This window comes from Clavibacter davisi (genome assembly GCF_052751415.1).
Genome location: NZ_CP199882.1, coordinates 2,256,751 through 2,278,560 on the forward strand (window position 1 = coordinate 2,256,751; position 21,810 = coordinate 2,278,560).

Sequence of the window (21,810 nt, forward strand, 5' to 3'; positions counted from 1 at the left end):
TCCTAGAGGAGCGAGGGGGTCGCGAGCAGCGGGGCGAACGCGTCGGCACCGACGGTGCCCACGGCGGCGATGGACAGCGGACGGGACGCGAGATCGGCGGCGAGGGCGCGCACGTCCTCCGCGGTGACGCGGGACAGCCGCACCAGCGTCTCGTCGAGGTCGACGAACTCGCCGGTGGTGATCTCGGATCGGCCGAGTCGCGACATGCGCGTGTCCGAGTCCTCGAGCGCGAGCGCGGACTGGCCGGAGAGCTGACCGAACGCGCGGGTCAGCTCCTCGTCGGTCACGTGCTCGTCGGCGAGGCGGCGGAACTCGTCGAGCATGAGGCGCGAGACCTGCGCGGTCTTGGCGGCCGTGCATCCGGCGTAGAGCCCGAAGACCCCGGCGTCGGAGTACGAGGCGCCGAACGAGTAGACGGAGTACGCGAGGCCGCGCTTCTCGCGCACCTCCTGGAAGAGGCGCGACGACATGCCGCCGCCGAGCACGCTGTTCAGCATGGCGAGGGCCGGCCGGCGGCCGTCGGACGCCGCGAGGCCCGGGACGCCGAGCAGGATGTTGGTCTGCTCGATGGGACGGTCGACCACGACCAGCTCGCTGCCGCGGGTGATGGTCGGCGCGGCTCCCGTGCGACGGGCGACGGGGGCGGCCTGGACGGAGAGGTCCCAGCCCGCGCGCTCGAGGCCGGCCGTGACCCGCGCGACGAGGGCGTCGTGGTCGACGGCGCCGGCGGCGGTGACGACGAGGTCCTGCGGGCGGTAGTTGCGTCGGTAGTGCGCCACGACCGCGTCGCGCTCGGCCGCCTCGATGTCCTCGGGGCTTCCGCCGATGGGACGGCCGAGCGGGTGATCCCCGAGGACGGCCTCGAAGAAGCGCTCGCTCGTGACGTCGCCCGGGTCGTCGTCCGCCATGGCGAGCTCCTCGAGGATGACCCCGCGCTCGGTCTCGAACTCCTCGGCGTCGATGAGGCTCGAGGTGACCATGTCGGCCAGCACGTCGACGGCCATGCCGAGGTCGCGATCCCGGACCTTGGCGTAGTAGCAGGTGTACTCCTTGGCCGTGACCGCGTTGTGCTCGCCGCCGACCGCGTCGAACGCCACGGCGATGTCGAGCGCCGACCGCGACGCCGTGCCCTTGAAGAGGAGGTGCTCGAGGAAGTGGGTGGACCCGAGGTCTCCCGGCTGTTCGTCGCGCGAGCCCACGGCCACCCACATGCCGATGGTGGCGCTGCTGCTGCCGGGGACGTCCTCGCTGAGGATGCGGACGCCGGACGGGAGGACGCTGCGTCGGACCAGTGACCCGCCCGCCGCGCGGATGGTGAGCTCGGGCTGGTCGAGGGGGAGTTCTACGGGGCGCGACATCATCGTCACCCTACGCCACGGGTCTGACGCCGGATCGGTGGCCGCGGGGGCCGCCGCCGCGCGTGGATCAGCATCCGGGCCCGGCGTCCCGCGCCCCGCACGCGCCGCCGACCAGGACAGTGGACCCCTGCAGCACGTGGATCGTGACCGGCCCGACGGTGACCGGCAGGGTGCCCGGGATCTGCTGCCACGCCCCGCCGTCGAAGCGGTAGGACGGCGAGTACGCGATGGTGAGCGAGACCCGCCGGTCCCCCATCCGCCCGTATACGTGGCTGGTGGGTGTGGTCGTGAACTCCTGCTGGCGGAGATCCCGCCATGAGGCCCCGGGACCCTGCACGGTGGTGGTCGTCCCGTCGCCGTGATCCCAGGTGAAGGACAAGGGCACGAACCGCACCTGCGCCGGCCGCCCGAGGAGCGTCCCGCTCACGACCTGCGCTCCGGCGTCGGTGAGCAGGTTCACGGGCGATCCGACGAGCGCCCAGCCGTTGGGCTGCGACCGGATGGACGCGTCGCGCGGCACGAAGCCGGCGACGTCGTCGAGCGTCACGCCCGGTGCCGCGGGCGCTGCGGGAGCCGGGTCGGCCGGCTTCGCGGGCGCCTGGGCGGGCGGCAGGAATACATGGTGCCCGTCTGCGCACGACCCGGCGCCCGGCGTGCAGGGCGTGTCCGTGTCGGCGGCGAGGCGCCCGCGGGGTACCGGGGGTGCTAGCTCGGGGCCACGGGTCGGATTAGACGGCGCTGCGTCGGGGCTTGAACGTGAAGTTTCGACAATGGGCACATCAACTCTTCGCGCCTTCAGGTCAACAGATCCACCCGCAATAGCTCCCGAGGTGCACGCACCCCGTTCTCCTGACTCAATCTGACAATCATCCCCAACAGCAGTCGCAGACTGCGCGACCAATATCTGACTTCCCAGAAGAGCCAAGGGTATAAGAATTACCAATGGCGCGGACATCACTCGCATGCGTGGACGTCCTCATTTCGGACAATATTACTTATCCGCCATGTTCGGTCTTCTGCCCTGATTGATTTGGCTTGAAGCGACAGCCTAGAGTCTCGGCTAGGTGTGATGTCCTTGCCATCTTTGTCAAGAATGCGAGTTCCGCTCACATCAAGACAGAGCTGGGCCGTCAAGTACTCCATTTTCTGCGCGTCAACGCCACGATCCGTTACCTCAAAAGCCGAGATGGTCGAAAGGCCATCCGTGGTCTCCCCCGAGTTGCGCGCTTGGCTTATGTACTTTCTCTCGCTACTGAGCACATCACCTGTCAATAGTTGAGTAAGTTCCTCATCCGAAGTCGTATTGGGATCAAGATGGCTATAGCGAGTGAAGAGGTCCTGGAACGCCGCATCGTCCTGCTGCTCCTGCGTCATCGACGGCGCCGGCGCGGGCGTCGGCGCCGGGGCCACCATCGGAGCGCACCCGCCGAGGCCTGCTGCGGACAATGCCACTAGGAGGGCGGAAGCGGCAGCTCGGCGTCGGCGCGGCGCATCGCTCGGTCGTTCGTGCAAGGTCGTCTCCCCCGGGGCGTCGGATGCCGCGCGCGGACATGGACGCGGAGGGCGTCGGCGTCGCGGTGGGGGAAAGGTAGCCGGGCGGGCATGACGGGACGCGGCTCGATCCACATCCCGGGGACGGTGGACGAGGCCCGCGCCTGTGAGCGGACTACTCCGAGGCGCGGTCGAGACGTGTGACGTCGTGCCGCGACAGCTGCACATGCGCCGCGTGGACCAGGTCGTGCACCTGCTCCGGCCGGCTCGCGCTCGCCACCGGCGCGACGACGCCGGGCTTCGCCAGCAGCCATGCCAGCGCGACCGTCGCGACGCTCGTGGAATGCTGCTCCGCGATCTCGTCGAGCGCCGCGAGAACGCGCAGCCCGCGCCGGTTGAGGTACTTCGCCGCCCGCTGCCCCCGCGCGCCCTCGCGCACGGAGTCCCGCGTGCGGTACTTGCCGGTGAGGAAGCCGTTCGCGAGCGCGAAGTAGGGCATCACGGAGAGCTGCTGGCCGCGCACGACATCGAGGTAGTCCGACTCGTAGGGCGCCCGGTTGACGAGGTTGTAGTGGGTCTGCAGCGCGACGAATCGGGGCGCGTCGTACAGCCCGCCCAGGATGCGCGCGTGCAGCAGCCGCTCCGCCGCGTAGTTCGACGCCGCGAGGTAGCGCACCTTGCCGGACGCGATGAGGCGCCCGGCGGCGGAGAGGCTCTCCTCGAGCGGCACGTCGAGGTCGTCCCAGTGGAAGTAGAGGAGGTCGATCGTGTCGGTGCCGAGCCGGGACAGGCTCGCGTCCACGGCGCGCTCGATGCGGGAGGAGCCGAGGCCCGGGAAGTCCTCGCTCTTGCCGATCTTGGTGGCGACGACCATCGAGTCGCGGTTGCGCCGCTCGCGCATCCACGAACCGATCATGTGCTCGCTGCGGCCGCTGGCGTAGGAGTCGGCGGTGTCGAGGAAGTTGCCGCCGGCCTCCTGGTAGCGGTCGAGGATGGCTGCCGTGTCCTCGGCGCCCGCGGTCCAGCCGAAGACGTTGCCGCCGAGGGCGAGGGGGAAGACGCGGAGGTCGGTGTCGCCGATCGCGCGACGCCGCGCGGGATGCGGGATGCTGCCGCCGGCCAGGAGGCCCGGCTCGGCGACGGCCTCGAGGACGAGGGCGCCCGCGGCCTGGACGGTCGTGTCGGCGAGGGTCGACGACGTCGTCGCCTGCTCCGTCGACGCGCTGCCTCGTCCGCCCGTCGCGGCGCTACCCCGGCGTCGCGGGATCGAACCGGGCGCGACCGTCGGGGAGGTGGGAGGGGACGACGTCACGCTCCCGATCGTACCGCCCAGCAGGCGAAAGGTTTGCGTACCAACGGATCGGGGTGACGTGCCTTCGCCCCGTGGACACGCTCCGACCATGACCGCCTCGTGCGGACCGGCGGGACGTCGCACGCGGTCGGGGCGCACGGCCCCGAGGTGCGGCCGACCGGAAGGGGTGCCGTGGATCCCCCGATCCCGGCACCCCTCGGCGGCCTGCATCCCCCGATGCGTCCCCCGGAGGCGGGTGGCTCCTCGGCCGATCCCGCATCGACAACGCTAGCGAGCCCCCGGCGACGCGACCCAGCCCCTCTTCGGGGGCCTGCCAGGCTGCTCGTCATCTCTCCCGGACTTCCGACCCTCGCATCGCCCGTCCCCCGTGCCCCGCTGCGGGACCGCGCTCGCGTCCCGAGGGCGATGCCGGTCCTGGGGCGGATCCCGACCGACGACGATGCCACCGTGCGAGGCTGGTCGGGTCAGGACCACCGAGAGGACCCCCATGACCAACGACCCGCTGCACCGCCTGCCGGATGCCGCCCCCTTCCACCTCACCAGCCCCGGCTTCGCCGACGGGGCGCCTCTGCCGCTCGCCGCGCGCGGCGCCTCGCAGGGCGGCGCGGACCGCTCCCCCGCCCTCGCCTGGACGGGCGCGGCGTCCGAGACGCGGAGCTACGTCGTCACGTGCTACGACCCCGACGCCCCCACCGGCAGCGGCTACTGGCACTGGGCCGTCAAGGACATCCCCGCGTCGACGACGTCGCTCCCCGAGGGCGCGGGCGACCCGGACGCGGGCCTCCTGCCCGAGGGGGCGATCACCATCCACAACGAGTCGCGCGAGAAGCGGTTCGCGGGGGCGACTCCTCCCGAGGGCCACGGCACGCACCGCTACTTCTTCACCGTGACGGCCCTGGACGTGGAGTCGCTGGACGTGCCCGAGGGCGCGACCCCCGCGGTCCTCGGCTTCCTGATGCTCCCGCACGTCGTCGGCCGGGCCCAGCTCGTGGGCACCGCCATCACCGTCGCGGACTGAGCGGACGAGGCGGACGTGACCGGGGACGCCGAGGGCGCGGGTTCGGGCGACGACGCCCGTCCCGTCCGGCCCCGCACGCGCGTGCTGATCGCGCTCGCGGCGGTGCTCGTCGTGGTCGCCGCGATCGTCGCCGCCGTCGCGATCGCGTGGAGCGGTGGAGGACCGGGCTCGCCCGTCCCCGCCACGGTCGCGCCGAGCACGTCACCGGGCGAGGGCACGGATCCGGGCGGGGGCACGACCGTGCCGACCGCGGATCCCCCGGGCGCCCCGACCCCGGATCCGGCGCTGGCCCCCAGCCCGCCCGGGAGCACGAGCCCGGAACCGGAGCCATCCTTCTCGGTCGGCCCGGCGCCCTCCGTGCCCTACCCGGGCGACCCGAACGACGGCAAGTGAGCATCTCGGCCGCCACCGCCCGATCGGCGGCGACCGGAGACGACGGATGCCCGCCCCACCGAGGTGGGACGGGCATCCGCTTCGTTCAGCGTGCGTCGGGGACTAGCCCTCTGCCGGCTCGTCGGTGCCGTGGCTGGCGGCGTCGCGGCCCTCCTGATCGGCGGCCTCCTCCAGCACGGGAGCGAGCGAGAGCTTGCCGCGGTCGTCGATCTTGGTGATCTCCACCAGGATCTTCTGGCCGACGCCGAGCACGTCCTCGACGTTCTCGACGCGCTTGCCGCCGGCGAGCTTGCGGACCTCGCTGATGTGCAGCAGGCCGTCCTTGCCGGGGAGCAGCGAGACGAACGCGCCGAACGTCGCGATCTTGACGACGGTGCCGAGGAAGGACTCGCCGACCTCGGGGTTCGTCGGGTTCGCGATGGCGTTGACCTGCGCACGCGCGGCCTCCGCCGACGGGCCGTCGACGGCGCCGATGTAGACGGTGCCGTCCTCCTCGATGGAGATGTCGGCGCCGGTCTCGTCCTGGATGGCGTTGATCGTCTTGCCCTTCGGGCCGATCAGCTCGCCGATCTTGTCGACGGGGATGTTGACCGAGATCACGCGGGGCGCGGTCGGGGCCATCTCGTCGGGGGCGTCGATGGCCTGGTTCAGCACGCCGAGGATGGCCGTGCGGGCCTCCTTCGCCTGCTTGAGCGCGCCGTCGAGGACCGACGTGGGGATGCCGTCGAGCTTCGTGTCGAGCTGGATGGCCGTGACGAACTCCGACGTGCCGGCGACCTTGAAGTCCATGTCGCCGAGCGCGTCCTCCGCACCGAGGATGTCGGTCAGGGCCGCGTAGCGCACCTGGCCGTCGACGGTGTCGGAGACGAGGCCCATGGCGATGCCCGCGACGGGCGCGCGCAGCGGCACACCCGCGTTCAGCAGCGACAGGGTCGAGGCGCAGACGGAGCCCATCGACGTGGAGCCATTGGACCCGAGGGCCTCGGACACCTGGCGGATCGCGTAGGGGAACTCCTCGCGGCTCGGCAGGACGGGGACGAGCGCGCGCTCGGCGAGGAAGCCGTGCCCGATCTCGCGGCGCTTCGGCGAGCCCACGCGACCGGTGTCGCCGGTGCCGTAGGGCGGGAAGTTGTAGTGGTGCAGGTAGCGCTTCTTCGTGATGGGCGACAGCGAGTCGATCTGCTGCTCCATCTTCAGCATGTTCAGCGTGGTGACGCCCAGGATCTGGGTCTCGCCGCGCTGGAAGATGGCCGAGCCGTGGACGCGCGGGATGACCTGCACCTCGGCGTCGAGCGGACGGATGTCGGCGAGGCCGCGGCCGTCCATGCGGATGCCGTCGCGGAGGATCCGGCCGCGGACGACCGTCTTCGTGACGGACTTGTACGCCGCGGAGAACTCGGTGAGCGCCGACTGGGGCAGCTCGCCGGCCTCGACCTTGGCGGCCACGGCCTCCTTGGTGCGGGTCTTGAGGGCGTCGTCGGCGTCCTGGCGCTCGATCTTGTCGGCGATCTGGTACACGCCGCCGAGGTCGGAGAGCGCGAGCTCGCTGACCGCGTCGTAGGTCTCCTGCGCGTACGGCAGGAAGACGGGGTAGTCGACCGTGGGCTTCGCGGCCTGCTGCGCGAGCGAGGCCTGCGCGGCGACGAGCTGCTGGATGAACGGCTTCGCGGCCTCGAGGCCCTGCGCGACGACGGCCTCGTCGGGCTTCGTGGCGCCTGCCTGGATGAGGTCCCAGGAGCCCTCGGTGGCCTCGGCCTCGACCATCATGATCGCGACGTCCTCGTTGCCCTCGGAGTCGGTGACGACGCGGCCGGCGACGGTGATGTCGAAGACGGCCTCCTTGAGCTGCGAGTGCTTCGGGAAGGCGACCCACTGGTCGCCGATGAGCGCGAGGCGCACACCCGCGATGGGGCCGGAGAACGGGATGCCCGAGAGCATGCTCGAGGCGCTCGCCGCGTTGATGGCGAGGCTGTCGTAGAACTCGTCCGGCGCGATGCTGAGGACGGTGATGACGACCTGGACCTCGTTGCGGAGGCCCGTGATGAACGACGGGCGCAGCGGCCGGTCGATGAGGCGGCAGACGAGGATCGCCTCGGTGGAGGGGCGGCCCTCGCGGCGGAAGAACGAGCCGGGGATCTTGCCCGCGGCGTAGCTGCGCTCCTCGACGTCGATGGTCAGGGGGAAGAAGTCGAAGTTGTCCTTCGGGTGCTTGCCCACCGAGGTGGCGGACAGCAGCATGGTGTCCTCGTCGAGGTACGCGGCGACCGCGCCCTGCGCCTGCTGCGCGAGGCGGCCGGCCTCGAACCGGACCGTGCGCGTTCCGTACTTGCCGTTGTCGAGGACTGCCTCGGCGAACTTGATCTCTGGACCTTCCATTGAGGTCTCTCTCCTTCGTGTTGCGCCTCTCGGCGACGCCCGTCGGGCGCTCGTCCTGCATCCCGTGTGGATGCGGACCTCCTACGACAGAGGAGGAGCGGGCGAGGCGACACGTCGGGGTCCGCCTGATGCGGGTCCCGGGTGCACGTGCGCGGCTGGTTCCGCTCGTCGGCCGGTGGCCGACGGCGGCGGGCGCATGTCTGGCCATCAGTGGGAATGCTCCGAGCGACTCGGAATACCACCACCAACGACCAGCTCCTGCCGGCCAGCTCCATCTGTCGTGATCGCATCGTGACGCTGGGCGTCCGCTGGATCACTCCGGCCATGGTAGCACCCGGCCCCTCGCCGGCCCGGGAGGACGGGGGCGCCCGGGTGTCGGGCGGATGACGCACCTCTTAACGGGAACGAGCCGCCACCCCGGAGGGTGACGGCTCGGCCGGTTCGCACGTGTGCGATCAGCGACGCGTGGTGCGTGTCAGCGGCGGATGCCCAGGCGCGCGATCAGGGCGCGGTAGCGCTCGATGTCGACGTTGGACAGGTAGCCGAGGAGACGACGACGCTGGCCGACCAGGAGGAGCAGGCCACGACGCGTGTGGTGGTCGTGCTTGTGCTCCTTGAGGTGCTCGGTGAGGCCCGTGATCCGCTTGGTGAGGAGCGCGATCTGCACCTCGGGGGATCCGGTGTCACCGGGGTGGGTCGCGTACTCGTCGATGATCGCCTTCTTGACGTCTGCTTCCAGAGCCATGTGATGATCCCCTCTCGTGTTCGTTGCGCGGCGCCCGTCACAGGATGTGCGAGCTCTCTTGATCCGCGGCCGTTCAGACGGCAACCGCACGAGCATACCAGAGGGCGGGGAGCCGATCCGCGGCCGGACGGCCCACGACGGGGCGGCGTCGGCGATCTCGGCTAGCGTGGAAATCCACCCTACAGAGACGACGCAGCGACACGTGAGCATCCCGCCCGAGACCTCCCCCATCCCGATCCCCGACGAACGGCAGGTCCGCGGCAGCCACTTCGTCGACCTGACGCCGCTGAGGGAGAGCCCCGCCTTCGCACGGCTCTGGGCGGGCAACGCGATCGCCGGCATCGGCAGCCAGATGACCATCGTCGCGATCGGGCTGCACGTGTACGAGCTCACGGGATCCACGGGCGCCGTCGCGCTCGTGGGCGTGCTGTCGCTCGTGCCGATGATCCTCGCGGGCCTCTACGGCGGCATGCTCGCCGACGCGTTCGACCGACGGAAGGTCGCGCTCATCGCGTCGTGCGCCGCGTGGGGCTCGACCATCGCGCTGGCGGCGCTCGCGTGGACGCACGCGGAGACGGTGTGGTCGCTGTACGCGCTGAGCATCCTCAACGCGGTCGCGGCGACGGTGATCGGCACGAGCCGGCAGGCGATCCTCCCCCGCATCCTCCCGCCGCACCTCCTGCCCGCGGCCAGCGCGCTGGGCGGGATCAGCCTCGGCGTGATGGTGACGGTGGGCCCGGCGCTCGCGGGCGTGCTCGTCGCGTCGGTCGGGTTCCAGTGGACCTACACGGTCGACGCCGTGCTCTTCCTGGCGGCGTTCACGGGCGTGCTCGCGCTGCCGCGGATCGCGCCGGAGGGCGAGGTGCAGCGGCCGGGGCTGGCGTCCATCAGGTACGGGCTCGGGTTCCTCAAGACCGCGCCGAACATCCGGATGTCGTTCATCGTCGACATCATCGCGATGACCCTCGGCCAGCCGCGCGTGCTCTTCCCCGCGGTGGGGGCCGTGGTGCTCGGCGGCGGGCCGGTGACCGTCGGGATCCTCACGGCGGCCGGCGCCGTCGGCAGCCTCGTGAGCAGCGTGCTGAGCGGATCCGTCGGGCGCGTCACGCGGCACGGGCGGGCGATCCGCCTGGCGATCGTCGCGTACGGGCTCTCGACGGCCGGGTTCGGGCTGGTGCTGCTGTTCGCGTCGCGGCCGGGGGTGCTGCACGGCATGGGGTCGCGGATCGAGGACGCGAGCGTGCCCGGCATCGTCGCCGCCTCCGTGCTGCTCGCCTGCACGGGCGCGGCCGACAACATCTCCTCGATCTTCCGCAACACCATGCTGCAGACCGCGGTGCCCGACAACATGCGCGGGCGGTTGCAGGGCATCTTCATCGTCGTCGTCACGGGCGGGCCTCGGCTCGGCGACGCGTACGTCGGCATCGTCACCGCGTTCGCGGCGCTGTGGGTGCCGTCGCTGGTGGGCGGGCTGCTGATCGCGGTGGTGGTGTGGATCCTCATCCGCGCGCTGCCGTCCTTCGAGCTCTACGACTCCCGGAACCCCACCCCGTGACGCGGCGGAGGAGGCGGCGGACGCCGGTGCTCGTGACCCTGGCGGCGCTCGTGATCGTGATCGTCGCGGGTCTCGTGCAGTGGCACGGGGATCCGGGGACGGGCGCCGGGAACGCGGAGGACGCCGGGAGAGCCGAGGACGCCGGGCGTGGATCCGGGACCGGGCCCGGCGCGGAGCCGGCCGCGCCCGGATCCGCGCGGCTCGCCCTCGAGGGGCTCGAGGTGCGGACGGAGGAGCGGGTCGCCGGCTACGACCGCGAGTCGTTCGCCTGGCGCACGGACGTGGACCGCAACGGCTGCGACACCCGCAACGACGTGCTGCGACGCGACCTCGCCGAGACCATGATCCGCGGCGGGACACGCGGGTGCGTCGTGCAGTCCGGCGTGCTGACCGACCCGTACTCGGGCGAGCGCATCCCCTTCGACCGGTCGCGGGACCCCGAGGCGGTGCAGATCGACCACGTCGTGTCGCTGTCCGACGCGTGGTCCTCCGGCGCGTGGCGCTGGGACCCCGCCTACCGGGCGGCGTTCGCGAACGACCCGCTGGAGCTCGTCGCCGCGTCCGCCGCGGAGAACTCGGCGAAGTCGGACGCGACCGTCGACGAGTGGCTGCCCGAGCATCCGGACGACGCGTGCGCCCTCGTGGTGCGGCAGGTGTCGATCAAGGTGCGCACGGAGCTCAGCGTGACGCGCGCGGAGCACGACGCGATGGCGCGCGTGCTCGACGGCTGCGGGGACCTGCCGCTGCTGTCGTCCGACGACGTGCCGTGGCCGCCGCCCGTGCGATGACGCCGGGTGGTGCGGCCGGGTGGTGACACCGGGCGGTGACGCCGGATCTGCATCGTGGGCGAACCGATCGTTCGCTCGCTCCGAAGAGACCGCAATGCGCCGGACCCCAGAGACGCGATGCACCACGGGTCCGGATGTCATGGGGAGAGCGGTCGCACGGACGGCGCATGGAGAGGGGTCTCGGCGCCGGGACCACGACCGCAGGGCCGGCCCGTCATCGGGTCGGCCCATCTCCATGCCTGGGTGCTGTGCGCCGAGGCGACGAGCGACCGTCAGCCGGTGTCAGGATCCCCGTCATGGCCGTCTTCCCGCCCCGGACGCCGGAACGCGACAGGGTCGGGCCCGTCGTCTTCTCGCAGCTCCGGACCTCCTTCCTCCTCGCCGACAGGGGGACCGTGCAGATCACCGGCGAGATCGCGGACATCAGCACGAGCCGTACGCGCTTCGACCTCGTGGACACCTCCGGGGTCCTCGACGCCAGGACCCGTTCCATCCCCGTGATCTGCCGGCCGGAGACCGTCCGGGGGCTGCTCGTCGGCGATGTCGTCGAGCTCCGAGGCGCGTTCGACCTCCTCGAGCAGGACTGCCTGCTGGTGCTGCGACCGATGCGGGTGACCAAGAAGGAGCGCAGGGGCCGGCTGCCTGCCGCCGAGCAGCGGGCCGGCATCGCCCGTGATCCGCGGACGTGCGCCGCAGCGCGGGACCGGCTGCGACGCCGCACCACCCCGCCGCCCCGGCTGCCGGTCCGCGCGGGGGCGCCGGGTTCCCTTCGAGTGACGTTCATCGGTCCGCTCGGCGATGTCGCGCAGGCGGACATCACGGCGGGCCTCCGGCTCGACAGGCTGGAGCCCCGATGGCGTGGCATCCCGTTCCACGACAGCCAGGCGATCGCGGACGTGATCAGGTCGGTGTCCCCGGAGGACACCGACCTGATCGTCGTGTACCGAGGCGGCGGCAGATGGCGGGACGGGGTCGCCCTCAACGACGTGCGGGTCGTCAATGCCGTCGCCGAGGCGGCCGTCCCCGTCGTCACGGCCATCGGCCCCACCGCGACGGAGGCAGCGGTCGCGTGGGTGGCCGACGGCGCCTTCCGGACGCCGACCGACGTGCGGAAGGCCCTCAACGCGCATCAGCACGTGGGCAACCCCGATCCCGACCACGTGCGCCGACCGCGACACGGCGCGCGAGGCAGGGGCTCCTCGACGACGGTGGCGTCCGCGTGCGCCGCGGAGGGTCCGTCCGACCCGGAGTCGTCGTCCGCGCATCCGGACGCGCACGTGGTGGCCGCCCGGGCGGAGGCGGCCTCCGCTCGACGGGCGCTGGTCGAGGCCGAGCGGACCTTCGCCCTCCACCGCATCCGGGTCCGGGCCGTGGTCCTCGGCTCCACCGCCGCGATGGCGACGATCCTCGCGACGGTCAGCCTCCGCGCGTGGATGGCCGGCGCGCCCTGGTACGCGGTCGTCGGCAGCGGCCTCGGCCTCCTGATCGCCGGGTCGGCAGGGTCGGTGTTCCTCTTCCGCGGACGCTCACGTGCGCTGCGTCCTCCTCGACGCGTCCGCGTGGGCACGCCCCAGGTGGGCGAGGACGCCTGGTTGTCCGCGATGCGCCACGCCTCCGCTCCCCGGCGGTACCGCCGCCTCCACGGAACCGCGGACGGAGGATGACGGTCAGGAGAGCAGCCCGAGCACGCCCATCCACGCCGTGCCGACGACGCCCCAGATGACGATGAGCACCACGGCCATCACGAAGCCGACGCGGAACCACTCCCTGGTCGTGACGTAGCCGGATCCGAAGACCACGCCCGACGGCCCCGACGCGTAGTGCGAGATGCCGCCGAACAGGTTGCCGATGAAGCCGAGCACGAGGGCCGCGAACAGCGGCGGCGTGCCGGTCGCGACCGCGGCGCCGAGGAACACCGCGTACATCGCGACGATGTGCGCCGTGTTCGACGCGAACAGGTAGTGCGAGAAGAAGTAGACGAGCGCGAGCACCGCGAACGCCCACGGCCAGGGCAGGCCGCCGACGGATCCGGAGACGGCGCCGCCCACGAGGTCGATGACGCCGAGCGCGTCGAGCTGGTCGGCCATGCCGACGAGCACCGCGAAGAAGATGAGCGTCGACCACGCGGACGCGTTGGCCGCGAGGTGCGACCACTTGAGCACGCCCGTGACGAGCAGCACGGCGATGCCGCCGAAGGCCGCGGCGGTCGCGGGGATGCCGAGGAGGGATCCGCCGCACCACAGCACGAGCAGCAGCACGAAGGTCGCGGCCATGATGCGCTCGTGGCCCGACAGCGGCCCGAGCCCGCGCAGCTCCTCGCGCGCGTGCGCCGGCGCCTCGGGCGTGCGGGTGAGGGTCGGCGGGTACACGCGCGACATGGCCCACGGCACGACGATGAGGCTGAGGAGACCGGGCACGAGCGCCGCGAGCGCCCAGCCGCCCCAGGTGACCTCGATGCCGAGGTCGGCGGCGGCCTTCTGCGCGACCGGGTTGCCCGCCATGGCCGTGAGGAACATGGCCGACGTGACCGTGTTGACCTGCACGCTCGTGAGGGCGAGGTAGGAGCCGAGGCGCCGGCGCGACGCGTCGGAGTCGGGGGTGGATCCCTGCACGCGGCTGAGCGACGCGACGATCGGGTACACGACCCCGCCCGCCCGCGCGGTGTTCGACGGGGTCGCGGGCGCGAGCACGAGGTCGGTGAGCGCCATGCCGTACGCGAGCCCGAGGCTGGATCCGCCGAGCCGCGATACGAAGGCCAGCGCGATGCGGCGCCCGAGGCCCGTGACGAGGAAGCCGTCGGCGATGAAGAACGACGCGACGATGAGCCAGATGGTGGGGTTCGCGAAGCCGACGAGCGCCTCGCCGTCGGTGGTCATGGTGCCCGTGAGCATGGCGACCGCGAGGCCGACCAGCGCGACGGGCGCGGTGGGCAGCGGCTGGAGGATGAGCGCGAGGACCGTGCCGACGAAGATCCCGGCCATGTGCATGCCGCGCGGGTCGACGCCCGCGGGCGGCGGGACGAGCGCGATGCCGATCGCGACGGCGACGATGACGACCACCTGGATCGCGCGCGTGCGACGCGCGGCGCGGGCGGCGGCCGCGGTCGCCTCGGCGGCCGGTGCGTCGGGTGCCGCGGGCGCCGCGGACTCGTCGGCGACCGAGGCCACGCCGCCGGGCGCGGGATCCGCGTCGTCGCGCGCCGGACCCCCTGGCGCCGGATCCGTGCCGGTTCCGGGGGCGGACGAGGGGCCGGGGGCTGCGGGAGGAGGGGTCATGACCGGCCCATCCTCCGCGCGTGCGGGGCCGCGTGCCACTTGTCTTCATAGTGTTCACGCGGGCGCCGCGGGCCGGTCGGACGGCGGCCGCGCGGCACCGCGGATCAGGCGGCGAAGCCCGTGGAGGTGACGACGTGCAGGCGCTGCGTGGGCCGCGTCATCGCGACGTACAGGCCGGCCGCGCCGCGCGACGTGTGCGCGAGGATCTCGTCCGGCTCGGCGATGACGACCACGTCGAACTCGAGGCCCTTCGCCTCCTGCGAGCCGAGCACCGCGATGGGCCGGCCGAGGCCGCCCACGCCGATGCCGACCGCGGATCCGAACCGCTCGGCGAGCGCCCGGTGCAGCTCCACGACGCGGTCGTCGCGCGCGATGACCGCGAGCGTGCCGGTGTCGCCGCCCTCGCGCTCCTCGTCGACCACGTCGACGACCGCGGCCACGACCTCGTCGGCCTGGACCTCCACCGTGTCGATGGGGTGCTCGCCCTCGCGCACGGCGCGCGAGCGGGTGACCGGGAGGCCGTGCGCGAGCGCCATGCGCTCGGCGGCCTCGGCGATCCGCGCGGGCGTGCGGTAGTTGACGGTGAGCTCCTCGAGGCGCCACTCGCGGCCGAGCACCGGGCCGAGCGCGTCCTGCCAGCTGGTGACGCCGACGGCGGAGCTGGCCTGCGCGACGTCGCCCACGATCGTGAACGAGCGCAGGGGGCAGCGGCGGAGGAGCACGCGCCACTGCATGGGCGAGAGCTCCTGCGCCTCGTCGACCACGATGTGGCCGTAGGTCCAGGTGCGGTCGGATGCGGCGCGCTCGGCGGTGGTGCGGCGCGCGGCCTGCTCGGCGAAGCCCTCCGCGAGGCGCTCGGCCGTGACCATGCCGCCGACCCCCATGTTCTCGATGGCCTGCTCGGCGTTCTCGATGTCGCGGAGGCGCTGCTGCTCGCGCTCGCGCGCGCTCGCGTCGGCCTGCGCGCTGAACTCGCCGAGGAGCTCGGCGGCCTCGTCGAGCAGCGGCACGTCGGCCACGGTGAAGGGCGCGTCGCGGTCGCGGCGGAGGAGCGCGCGCTTCTCGGGGCTCCAGCGCGGGGTGAGCGAGGCGAGCCAGTTCGGCCGGGCGTAGAGGTCCTGGACGAGCTTCTCGGGGGTGAGCGGCATCCACGCGGTGTTGAGCGCGACCTTCACGTCGTACGAGGTGCGGAGGTCCTCGCGGAGCATCGCGAGGTCGCTGTCGTCGAGGGCGCTGCCATTGCGGCGCATCTGCGACGCGAGGACCTGCGCGAGGGACCCGAGGGCGGCCTTGTTGAAGACCACACGGGCCTCGTTGTGCGGCTTCCGGCTGTCCTGCGCGCGGCGGAGCGCGCTCGCGACGAGCGACGGCTCGAGGACGATGCGCTCGCCGTTCACGTCCAGCGTGACGGCCTCGGTGGGCACGACCTGGCGCGAGCGGACGGCGCGCTGCAGGAGGCCGGCCATCTCGGACCCGCCCTTGACGGCCGCGACCTCGGGCGCGTCCTCGGCGGCGGCGTCGATGCCCGGGTAGAGCTGCCCGACGCTCGCGAGCACGACGCCCGTCTCGCCGAGGGACGGCAGCACGGCCTCGATGTACTGGAGGAAGGAGCGGCTGGGCCCCACGACGAGCACGCCCGAGGACGCGAGGCGATCGCGGTGCGAGTAGAGGAGGTACGCGGCGCGGTGCAGGGCGACCGCGGTCTTGCCGGTGCCCGGCCCGCCCTGCACGACGAGCACGCCGCGGAGGTCGGAGCGGATGATGCGGTCCTGCTCGGCCTGGATGGTGGCGACGATGTCGTTCATCCGGCCGGTGCGTCCCGCGGCGAGCGCGGCCAGCAGCGCGCCCTCGCCCTGGAGGCTGGTGCGGCCCTCGTCGAGCAACGTCGGGTCGAACACCTCGTCCTCGACGTGCACCACCTCGCGGCCGTGCGTCGTGAGGTGGCGGCGGGCCCGGGCGCCGAGCGGGGTGGCGGCGGTGGCCTGGTAGAAGGCGCTGGCTTGGGGCACGCGCCAGTCGAGGAGGAGCGGCTGCAGGTCGTCGTCGCGGAGGCCGATGCGGCCGATGTACCGGTAGACCGGATCGCCGGCCCCCGTCGTGGGCGCCGGCGCGCCGTCGCGCGGCTCGTCCTCCGGCAGGTGACCCGCCTCGAACTCGAGCCGGCCGAACACGAGGCGCTCGTCGACCTCGCGGAGCGCCTGCAGGCGGTCCTCGTAGATGCGCGCGAACGCGTCGCGCTCGGAGCGGTTCTGGTGCGTGCCGCCGGTGGGGCTGTCGCGCACCATGACCAGCTGATCCCGGGTCTCCGCGCGCACCGCGTCGAGTCGTCCGTAGAGGCGGCCGACGTACGCCCGCTCGCGATCCAGCTCCGTACCGGTCACCTGCACACACCCCTCGGGAATCCGGCGTCAATCCTACCGAGACGAGGGGGTCGTCCCCGACCGCGGGTGCCCCCGACGGGAGCGGCGGACGACGGCCGGCCGAGGGGTCAGCGGCGCGTGCCGACCAGGCTCTGCGGGCCCGTCGGGCTCGGCCGCGCGCGCCGGCGGAGGGCGCGACGGCGGGCGTTCTCGGAGCGAGCCGTGAGGATCAGGGCCACCACCACGCCGATGAGGGCGCCGAGCCCGTTGTGCACGACGTCGCGGACGTCGGAGACCCGCGTCGGGAGGAACGCCTGCGCGGTCTCGATGAGCGCCGAGAGGCCCACCCCGAGCGCGATCGCGAGCCACCAGCGCGGACGGCCGAGCAGCAGCACGAGGAACATGCCCACCGGCACGAACATCACGACGTTCGCGGCGCCCTCCACGACGGAGTAGGTGATCCACGAGGTGCCGTCGTGCCGGTGCAGGGCCCGCAGCCCCCGGAAGAGGAAGCCGTCGATGCGGCGGTCGTAGGGCTCCGGCGACAGCGTGATCCACGCGACGAGCCCGAGGTACAGGCCCGTGGCGGTGCCGAGGAGGGGGTGGCGGAGGAGCATCCGTCCATCATCCGGGCATTCCCCTGGGTGCCGGATCCGCCGCAGGTGCCGGTTCCATGACGTCGTGTGGCGATTTCCCCCTCCTCGGGGATGAGGCCGTGGCACCCTGTGCGTGCAGCGCACCCGCGAAGCCTCGCGTCCCGTCCGCATCCGCGACCGGGACACGCCTGCGATCCTCACCCGCTCGCCGCGGACGGTCGTGCAGGCCGTCCGACGGCACGAGAGACCCGCGGAGGTCCCCATGCTCGACAGCACCGATCGGATCCTGACGTCGCACGCCGGCAGCCTGCCGCGCACGGACGCGCTCATCGCCGCGAACGCCGCCCGCGCCGCGGCGCGGAAGGCCGCCGTGCCGCCATCGGACGCGGACGGCGCCGGGCCGGACGCCCCGCCCGCCGACGGCCTCGACGAGGTCCTCGCCGACGCGGTCGACGGCCTCGTCTCCCGCCAGCGCGAGGTCGGGATCGCCCTCCCCGGCGACGGCGAGTACGGCAAGGCCATGTCGAGCGCGATCGACTACGGCGCCTGGTGGTCGTACTCGTTCCAGCGGCTCAGCGGCCTGGAGCTCGTGCCCGGCGGCCCGTTCTCCTCCGAGCCCGTGCGCAGCTCACCCGGCGACGTGCGGTTGACGACGTTCCCCGACCGCCGCGACTGGACGATCTTCGCGGACGCCTACGGGGACCCGTCGAGCGGCATCACGGTGGGCGACGCGCCCCTCGACTTCCCGAGCGCCACCGGCCCGGTCGCCTACACGGGCCACGCGGCGATCCAGGCGGACATCGCGCACCTGCGCCACGCGCTCGACGAGAACGGGTACGAGCAGGGGTTCATCACGTCCCTCTCCCCCGGCAGCGCGTCGCGCATCGGGAACCAGCACTACGCGACCGAGGAGGAGTTCATCTGGGCGTGCGCGGACGCGATGCGCGAGGAGTACGTCGCGATCATCGACGCGGGGCTCGTGCTGCAGATCGACGACCCGTCCATCGCGGAGAACTGGGACCAGATCAACCCGGAGCCGAGCGTGGAGGACTACCTGGCGTTCACGCGCATCCGCGTGGAGGCGCTCAACCACGCGCTGCGGGGGCTTCCGCAGGAGCGGATCCGCTTCCACCTGTGTTGGGGCTCGTGGCACGGGCCGCACACGACGGACATCGAGTTCCGGCACATCGTGCGGACGATGCTCGACATCGACGCGGGCGCGTACTCGTTCGAGGGCGCGAACGCGCGGCACGAGCACGAGTGGCGCGTGTGGGAGGACGTGGAGCTGCCGGACGGCAAGGTCATCGTGCCGGGCGTGGTGGGGCACGCGACCAACGTGGTCGAGCACCCGGAGCTCGTGGCCGACCGGATCGAGCGCTACGCGCGGCTCGTGGGGCGGGAGCGCGTGATCGCGTCGACCGACTGCGGGCTCGGCGGGCGGATCCACCCGCAGATCGCGTGGGCGAAGCTGGAGAGCCTGGCGCAGGGGGCGGAGATCGCGACCCGGCGGCTCTGGCGCTGAGCGCCGCGGGACGACGGGAGGCCGGACGCGTGGTGCGCCCGACCCTCCGTCGTCGCGTGTCGCGTGTCACGTGGCGCGCGACTCGTGGGGCGCGACTCGTGGCGTCGCGTCAGAGCGTGAGGATGGCGTGCACGTCGTGGCCGACCAACCGCTCCCTGCCGCCGAGGCCGTCGAGCTCGAGAACCACGCCGATGCCGGCGACCTCGTAGCCGGCGCGCTCCAGCAGGCGGGCGGCGGCCTGGAGCGTGCCGCCCGTCGCGAGGACGTCGTCGAGGAGCAGCACGCGGGATCCCGGCATGAGCTGGCCCGGGTGCAGCTCGATGGCCGCCTCGCCGTACTCCAGGTCGTAGGACTCGCGCAGCACCTCGCCGGGGAGCTTGCCGGCCTTGCGCACCGCCAGGGTGCCGACGCCGGAGGCGTAGGCGGCGGCCGCGGCGAGCAGGAAGCCGCGCGCCTCGACGCCCGCGACCGCATCGACGGGGCCGCCGACGGCCACGAGGTCGTCGACCACGGCGCGGAGGGCGGTGCCGTCGGCGAGCACGGGAGTGAGGTCGCGGAAGAGGATCCCCGGCTGGGGGAAGTCCGGGACGGTGAGCAGCAGGGACGCGACGAGGTCGGAGACGGGGGTGTCAGGCACCCGACAACGGTAGTCGGTGGCGGGGCGGCGGCCGTCCGCCAGGTGGATGTGGTGGGCTGGGCGCGCCCCGCCCGCCCGCACCCGCATCGACCCGAGGAGCCCATGGACCCCGTCGAGATCCTGCGCGACCTCGTCGCGCGCGCGACCGCCATCGAGGCGCCGCTCGAGGCGGGACCGGCGCTCGTCGCCGTCGCGCTCGCCGCGGCGCTCGTCCTCGTGCCGCCGGCCTGGCGGATCACGCGGCACGCCGTGACGATCGTGCACGAGGGCGGCCACGGGCTCGCGGCGACGCTGAGCGGGAGGCGGCTCGCCGGGATCCGTCTGCACTCCGACACCTCGGGCCTCACCGTGAGCGTCGGCCGACCGCGCGGGCCGGGCATGGTCGTGACGCTGCTCGCGGGGTACCCGGCGCCCGCGCTCGCGGGCCTCGGCGCCGCCTGGCTCGCCGGCCAGGGGCGCTCCGCCGCCGTGCTCTGGCTGTGGCTCGTGCTGCTGGCGCTCGTCGTGATCCAGGTGCGCAACTGGTTCGGCCTGTGGTCGTGCCTGGTGGCGGGCGTGGTGGTCGGGGTGATCGCCGGGGTCGCGCCGGTCGTCGTGCAGGGCGTCGCGGCGCACGCGCTCGCGTCGTTCCTGCTGCTCGGCGCGCTCCGGGCGACCCTCGAGCTGCAGCGCGCCCGCTCCCGGCGGGGTGGCGACGCGTCCGACGCCGACCAGCTCGGGCGGCTGACGCACCTGCCCGGGATCCTGTGGGTCGGCGTGCTCCTCGTCGTCGCGGCCGCCTGCCTCGTCGGCGGGGTGCTGCTGCTCGGGATCCCGGCGCTCCTCGGCGCCTGACGCGATCCGCCCGCCCCGCACGCGACGCGGCCGCCGCGCCCCGGGGACGCGGCGGCCGCGGGAGGACGGGACCTACATCTCCTCGTGCGTGTCCGGGTCGCCGTCCCAGAGGCGCGACTGCGGGCCGGACCCGATGAGACGCACCTCCTCCTCGCTCAGCTCGAAGCCGAAGACGTCGAGGTTGGTGCGCTGGCGCTCGGGGTCCGTGGACCGCGGGATGGGCAGGGCGCCGGACTGGATGTGCCAGCGGAGCACCGCCTGCGCGGGGGTCACGCCGTGCGCCTCGGCGGCGGCGACCACGTGCGGGTCCCGCATGAGCTGCTCTCGCGTGCCGAACGGCGACCAGCTCTCGGTCACGATGCCGCGGCGCGCGTGCTCGGCGCGGAGGTCGGCCTGGGTGAAGGTCGGGTGCAGCTCGACCTGGTTGACGACCGGCAGCACGCCCGTCTCGTCCTCGAGGCGCTGCAGGTGCGCGGGCGTGAAGTTCGAGACGCCGATGGAGCGGACGAGGCCGCGCTCCTTCAGCTCGACGAACGCGCGCCAGCTGTCGACGTACCTGTCCACGCTGGGGTTCGGCCAGTGGATGAGGTACAGGTCCACGTAGTCGACGCCGAGCGTCGCGCGCGACTGTTCGAAGGACGCGAGCGTCTCCTCGTAGCCGTGGTGGCGGCCGGGCAGCTTGGTGGTGAGGAAGAGCTCCTCCCGCGGGACGCCCGAGCGGCGCATCCCCTCGCCTACCGCGGCCTCGTTGCCGTAGTTGAGGGCCGTGTCGAGCAGGCGGTAGCCGGCGCCGATCGCGCCGGAGACGAGGTCGGCACCCGCGTCGTCGTTGAGCCCGTACGTGCCGAGGCCGATGGCGGGGATGCGGTTCCCGTCGGACAGTTCCAGTGTGGGGATCGTGGTCATCCCCTCACGCTACGCCCGGGTCAGGCGCGGTCGACGGGGGCGGATCCGGCACCGGCCGCGGCGTCGTCGGCGGACGCGTCGTCCGCCTCGTCCTGTTCCCCGGCCTCACGGGCATCGGCCTCGGGATCGCGCCCGAAGACGGTGCCGAGGGCCCACGCGATCATGCCGCAGACGGTGAGGATGTCGGCCACGTTGAAGACGGCGAACCACTCGACGGCGATGAAGTCGACGACGTGCCCCGACAGCGGCCCGTCCTCGGCGCGCGTGATCCGGTCGAACAGGTTGCCGAGCGCGCCGGCGAGCACCGCGGAGAGCAGCAGCACCTGGAGCGTCGAGGCGCGGTGGCGGATCTGCCAGCCGACCCAGACGGCGAGGCCGAGCGCGAGCCCGATGATGCCGACGGTGAGCAGCGGCCCCACCTCGGCGCCCATGCCGAAGGAGACGCCGGGGTTGTAGACGAGGGCGAACCGCACCGTCGGGACGAGCTCGATCTGCCGGCCGCCGCCGAGGGAGTCCACGGCCCAGCGCTTGCTGATCTGGTCGAGCACGAAGCCCACGACCACGACGACCGCCGCGAGCGCCACGACGACGGGGCGGGAGATGCGCGGACGGCGTGCGGCGGGGGGTGCGGTGGTCACGCGACG

At 73.0% G+C, this 21,810-nt stretch carries 19 protein-coding genes; 7 read left to right on the forward strand and 12 right to left on the reverse strand.

Going from position 1 to position 21,810, the window contains the following annotated elements:
• Window positions 1–2: 2 nt before the first annotated feature.
• The 4 genes from ACU4ZT_RS10660 to ACU4ZT_RS10675 all read right to left on the reverse strand — a co-directional run bounded on the left by ACU4ZT_RS10660 (window position 3) and on the right by ACU4ZT_RS10675 (window position 4,161).
• Complete coding sequence (locus tag ACU4ZT_RS10660) at window positions 3–1,358, reverse strand: M16 family metallopeptidase (protein WP_270981127.1); 1,356 nt, start codon at window positions 1,356–1,358, stop codon at window positions 3–5.
• 67 nt (window positions 1,359–1,425) lie between these two features.
• On the reverse strand, window positions 1,426–1,905 hold the full coding sequence (locus ACU4ZT_RS10665) for a PKD domain-containing protein (RefSeq protein ID WP_445337140.1): 480 nt from the start codon (window positions 1,903–1,905) through the stop codon (window positions 1,426–1,428).
• A gap of 407 nt (window positions 1,906–2,312) precedes the next feature.
• Complete coding sequence (locus ACU4ZT_RS10670; protein WP_445337141.1) at window positions 2,313–2,732, reverse strand: hypothetical protein; 420 nt, start codon at window positions 2,730–2,732, stop codon at window positions 2,313–2,315.
• Window positions 2,733–3,024: 292 nt separating this feature from the next.
• On the reverse strand, window positions 3,025–4,161 hold the full coding sequence (locus ACU4ZT_RS10675; RefSeq protein WP_414748944.1) for an aldo/keto reductase: 1,137 nt from the start codon (window positions 4,159–4,161) through the stop codon (window positions 3,025–3,027).
• Between the two features lie 487 nt (window positions 4,162–4,648).
• Between ACU4ZT_RS10675 and ACU4ZT_RS10680 the strand changes: the two genes are divergently transcribed.
• Together ACU4ZT_RS10680 and ACU4ZT_RS10685 are read left to right on the forward strand one after the other, a co-directional pair.
• The gene (locus tag ACU4ZT_RS10680) at window positions 4,649–5,179 is read left to right on the forward strand and encodes a YbhB/YbcL family Raf kinase inhibitor-like protein (protein WP_063070553.1); all 531 of its coding nucleotides are present in this window, start codon (window positions 4,649–4,651) and stop codon (window positions 5,177–5,179) included.
• Window positions 5,180–5,194: 15 nt separating this feature from the next.
• On the forward strand, window positions 5,195–5,572 hold the full coding sequence (locus tag ACU4ZT_RS10685; protein ID WP_063070554.1) for a hypothetical protein: 378 nt from the start codon (window positions 5,195–5,197) through the stop codon (window positions 5,570–5,572).
• 102 nt (window positions 5,573–5,674) lie between these two features.
• On the opposite strand, the gene ACU4ZT_RS10690 is transcribed toward ACU4ZT_RS10685, so the two are convergent.
• Together ACU4ZT_RS10690 and rpsO are read right to left on the reverse strand one after the other, a co-directional pair.
• Window positions 5,675–7,948 carry a polyribonucleotide nucleotidyltransferase gene (locus ACU4ZT_RS10690; protein WP_270981120.1) on the reverse strand — a complete coding sequence of 758 codons (2,274 nt, stop codon included), beginning with the start codon at window positions 7,946–7,948 and terminating at the stop codon, window positions 5,675–5,677.
• Window positions 7,949–8,423: 475 nt separating this feature from the next.
• Window positions 8,424–8,693 carry a 30S ribosomal protein S15 gene (rpsO, locus tag ACU4ZT_RS10695; RefSeq protein ID WP_012038735.1) on the reverse strand — a complete coding sequence of 90 codons (270 nt, stop codon included), beginning with the start codon at window positions 8,691–8,693 and terminating at the stop codon, window positions 8,424–8,426.
• Window positions 8,694–8,895: 202 nt separating this feature from the next.
• Between rpsO and ACU4ZT_RS10700 the strand changes: the two genes are divergently transcribed.
• The 3 genes from ACU4ZT_RS10700 (at window position 8,896) to ACU4ZT_RS10710 (ending at window position 12,700) form a co-directional block, all read left to right on the forward strand.
• Complete coding sequence (locus ACU4ZT_RS10700) at window positions 8,896–10,248, forward strand: MFS transporter (RefSeq protein ID WP_270981115.1); 1,353 nt, start codon at window positions 8,896–8,898, stop codon at window positions 10,246–10,248.
• A gap of 26 nt (window positions 10,249–10,274) precedes the next feature.
• Window positions 10,275–11,036, forward strand: a complete 762-nt coding sequence (locus ACU4ZT_RS10705) for an HNH endonuclease family protein (RefSeq protein ID WP_063070556.1) — start codon at window positions 10,275–10,277, stop codon at window positions 11,034–11,036.
• A 296-nt stretch (window positions 11,037–11,332) separates the two neighbouring features.
• Window positions 11,333–12,700: an exodeoxyribonuclease VII large subunit gene (locus ACU4ZT_RS10710; RefSeq protein ID WP_270981113.1), complete on the forward strand. Its 1,368-nt coding sequence runs from the start codon at window positions 11,333–11,335 to the stop codon at window positions 12,698–12,700.
• 3 nt (window positions 12,701–12,703) lie between these two features.
• Here the strand turns inward: ACU4ZT_RS10710 and ACU4ZT_RS10715 are convergent, their stop codons facing one another.
• From ACU4ZT_RS10715 to ACU4ZT_RS10725, 3 genes are all read right to left on the reverse strand, one after another.
• The gene (locus ACU4ZT_RS10715) at window positions 12,704–14,311 is read right to left on the reverse strand and encodes a DASS family sodium-coupled anion symporter (RefSeq protein WP_445337144.1); all 1,608 of its coding nucleotides are present in this window, start codon (window positions 14,309–14,311) and stop codon (window positions 12,704–12,706) included.
• A 104-nt stretch (window positions 14,312–14,415) separates the two neighbouring features.
• Window positions 14,416–16,692, reverse strand: coding sequence for a HelD family protein (locus ACU4ZT_RS10720; RefSeq protein WP_445337145.1), 2,277 nt, complete (start codon window positions 16,690–16,692; stop codon window positions 14,416–14,418).
• A gap of 107 nt (window positions 16,693–16,799) precedes the next feature.
• Window positions 16,800–17,288: a VanZ family protein gene (locus tag ACU4ZT_RS10725; RefSeq protein ID WP_063070560.1), complete on the reverse strand. Its 489-nt coding sequence runs from the start codon at window positions 17,286–17,288 to the stop codon at window positions 16,800–16,802.
• Between the two features lie 241 nt (window positions 17,289–17,529).
• Here ACU4ZT_RS10725 and ACU4ZT_RS10730 point away from each other — a divergent pair, with 241 nt between their 5' ends.
• On the forward strand, window positions 17,530–18,789 hold the full coding sequence (locus ACU4ZT_RS10730; protein ID WP_445337146.1) for a cobalamin-independent methionine synthase II family protein: 1,260 nt from the start codon (window positions 17,530–17,532) through the stop codon (window positions 18,787–18,789).
• A gap of 109 nt (window positions 18,790–18,898) precedes the next feature.
• Here the strand turns inward: ACU4ZT_RS10730 and ACU4ZT_RS10735 are convergent, their stop codons facing one another.
• A complete protein-coding gene (locus tag ACU4ZT_RS10735) occupies window positions 18,899–19,426 on the reverse strand; it encodes an adenine phosphoribosyltransferase (RefSeq protein WP_414748952.1) in 528 nt (175 codons plus the stop codon).
• 102 nt (window positions 19,427–19,528) lie between these two features.
• On the opposite strand from ACU4ZT_RS10735, the gene ACU4ZT_RS10740 reads away from it, so the two are divergent.
• A complete protein-coding gene (locus tag ACU4ZT_RS10740; protein WP_445337147.1) occupies window positions 19,529–20,260 on the forward strand; it encodes a M50 family metallopeptidase in 732 nt (243 codons plus the stop codon).
• Window positions 20,261–20,332: 72 nt separating this feature from the next.
• Here the strand turns inward: ACU4ZT_RS10740 and ACU4ZT_RS10745 are convergent, their stop codons facing one another.
• Window positions 20,333–21,166 (reverse strand): aldo/keto reductase, encoded by an 834-nt coding sequence (locus ACU4ZT_RS10745; protein WP_270981107.1) that lies wholly within the window; start codon window positions 21,164–21,166, stop codon window positions 20,333–20,335.
• A gap of 20 nt (window positions 21,167–21,186) precedes the next feature.
• Window positions 21,187–21,804, reverse strand: a complete 618-nt coding sequence (locus ACU4ZT_RS10750; protein ID WP_063070564.1) for a signal peptidase II — start codon at window positions 21,802–21,804, stop codon at window positions 21,187–21,189.
• Window positions 21,805–21,810: the final 6 nt, after the last annotated feature.

What these genes read in the sequence shown, in the direction of transcription:
- ACU4ZT_RS10715 (WP_445337144.1), bottom strand. Translation starts at nt 14,311, where the DNA reads ATGACCCCTCCTCCCGCAGCCCCCGGCCCCTCGTCCGCCCCCGGAACC.
- ACU4ZT_RS10710 (WP_270981113.1), top strand. Translation starts at nt 11,333, where the DNA reads ATGGCCGTCTTCCCGCCCCGGACGCCGGAACGCGACAGGGTCGGGCCC.
- ACU4ZT_RS10745 (WP_270981107.1), bottom strand. Translation starts at nt 21,166, where the DNA reads ATGACCACGATCCCCACACTGGAACTGTCCGACGGGAACCGCATCCCC.
- ACU4ZT_RS10680 (WP_063070553.1), top strand. Translation starts at nt 4,649, where the DNA reads ATGACCAACGACCCGCTGCACCGCCTGCCGGATGCCGCCCCCTTCCAC.
- ACU4ZT_RS10670 (WP_445337141.1), bottom strand. Translation starts at nt 2,732, where the DNA reads ATGACGCAGGAGCAGCAGGACGATGCGGCGTTCCAGGACCTCTTCACT.
- ACU4ZT_RS10725 (WP_063070560.1), bottom strand. Translation starts at nt 17,288, where the DNA reads ATGCTCCTCCGCCACCCCCTCCTCGGCACCGCCACGGGCCTGTACCTC.
- ACU4ZT_RS10740 (WP_445337147.1), top strand. Translation starts at nt 19,529, where the DNA reads ATGGACCCCGTCGAGATCCTGCGCGACCTCGTCGCGCGCGCGACCGCC.
- ACU4ZT_RS10660 (WP_270981127.1), bottom strand. Translation starts at nt 1,358, where the DNA reads ATGTCGCGCCCCGTAGAACTCCCCCTCGACCAGCCCGAGCTCACCATC.
- ACU4ZT_RS10690 (WP_270981120.1), bottom strand. Translation starts at nt 7,948, where the DNA reads ATGGAAGGTCCAGAGATCAAGTTCGCCGAGGCAGTCCTCGACAACGGC.
- rpsO (WP_012038735.1), bottom strand. Translation starts at nt 8,693, where the DNA reads ATGGCTCTGGAAGCAGACGTCAAGAAGGCGATCATCGACGAGTACGCG.
- ACU4ZT_RS10730 (WP_445337146.1), top strand. Translation starts at nt 17,530, where the DNA reads ATGCTCGACAGCACCGATCGGATCCTGACGTCGCACGCCGGCAGCCTG.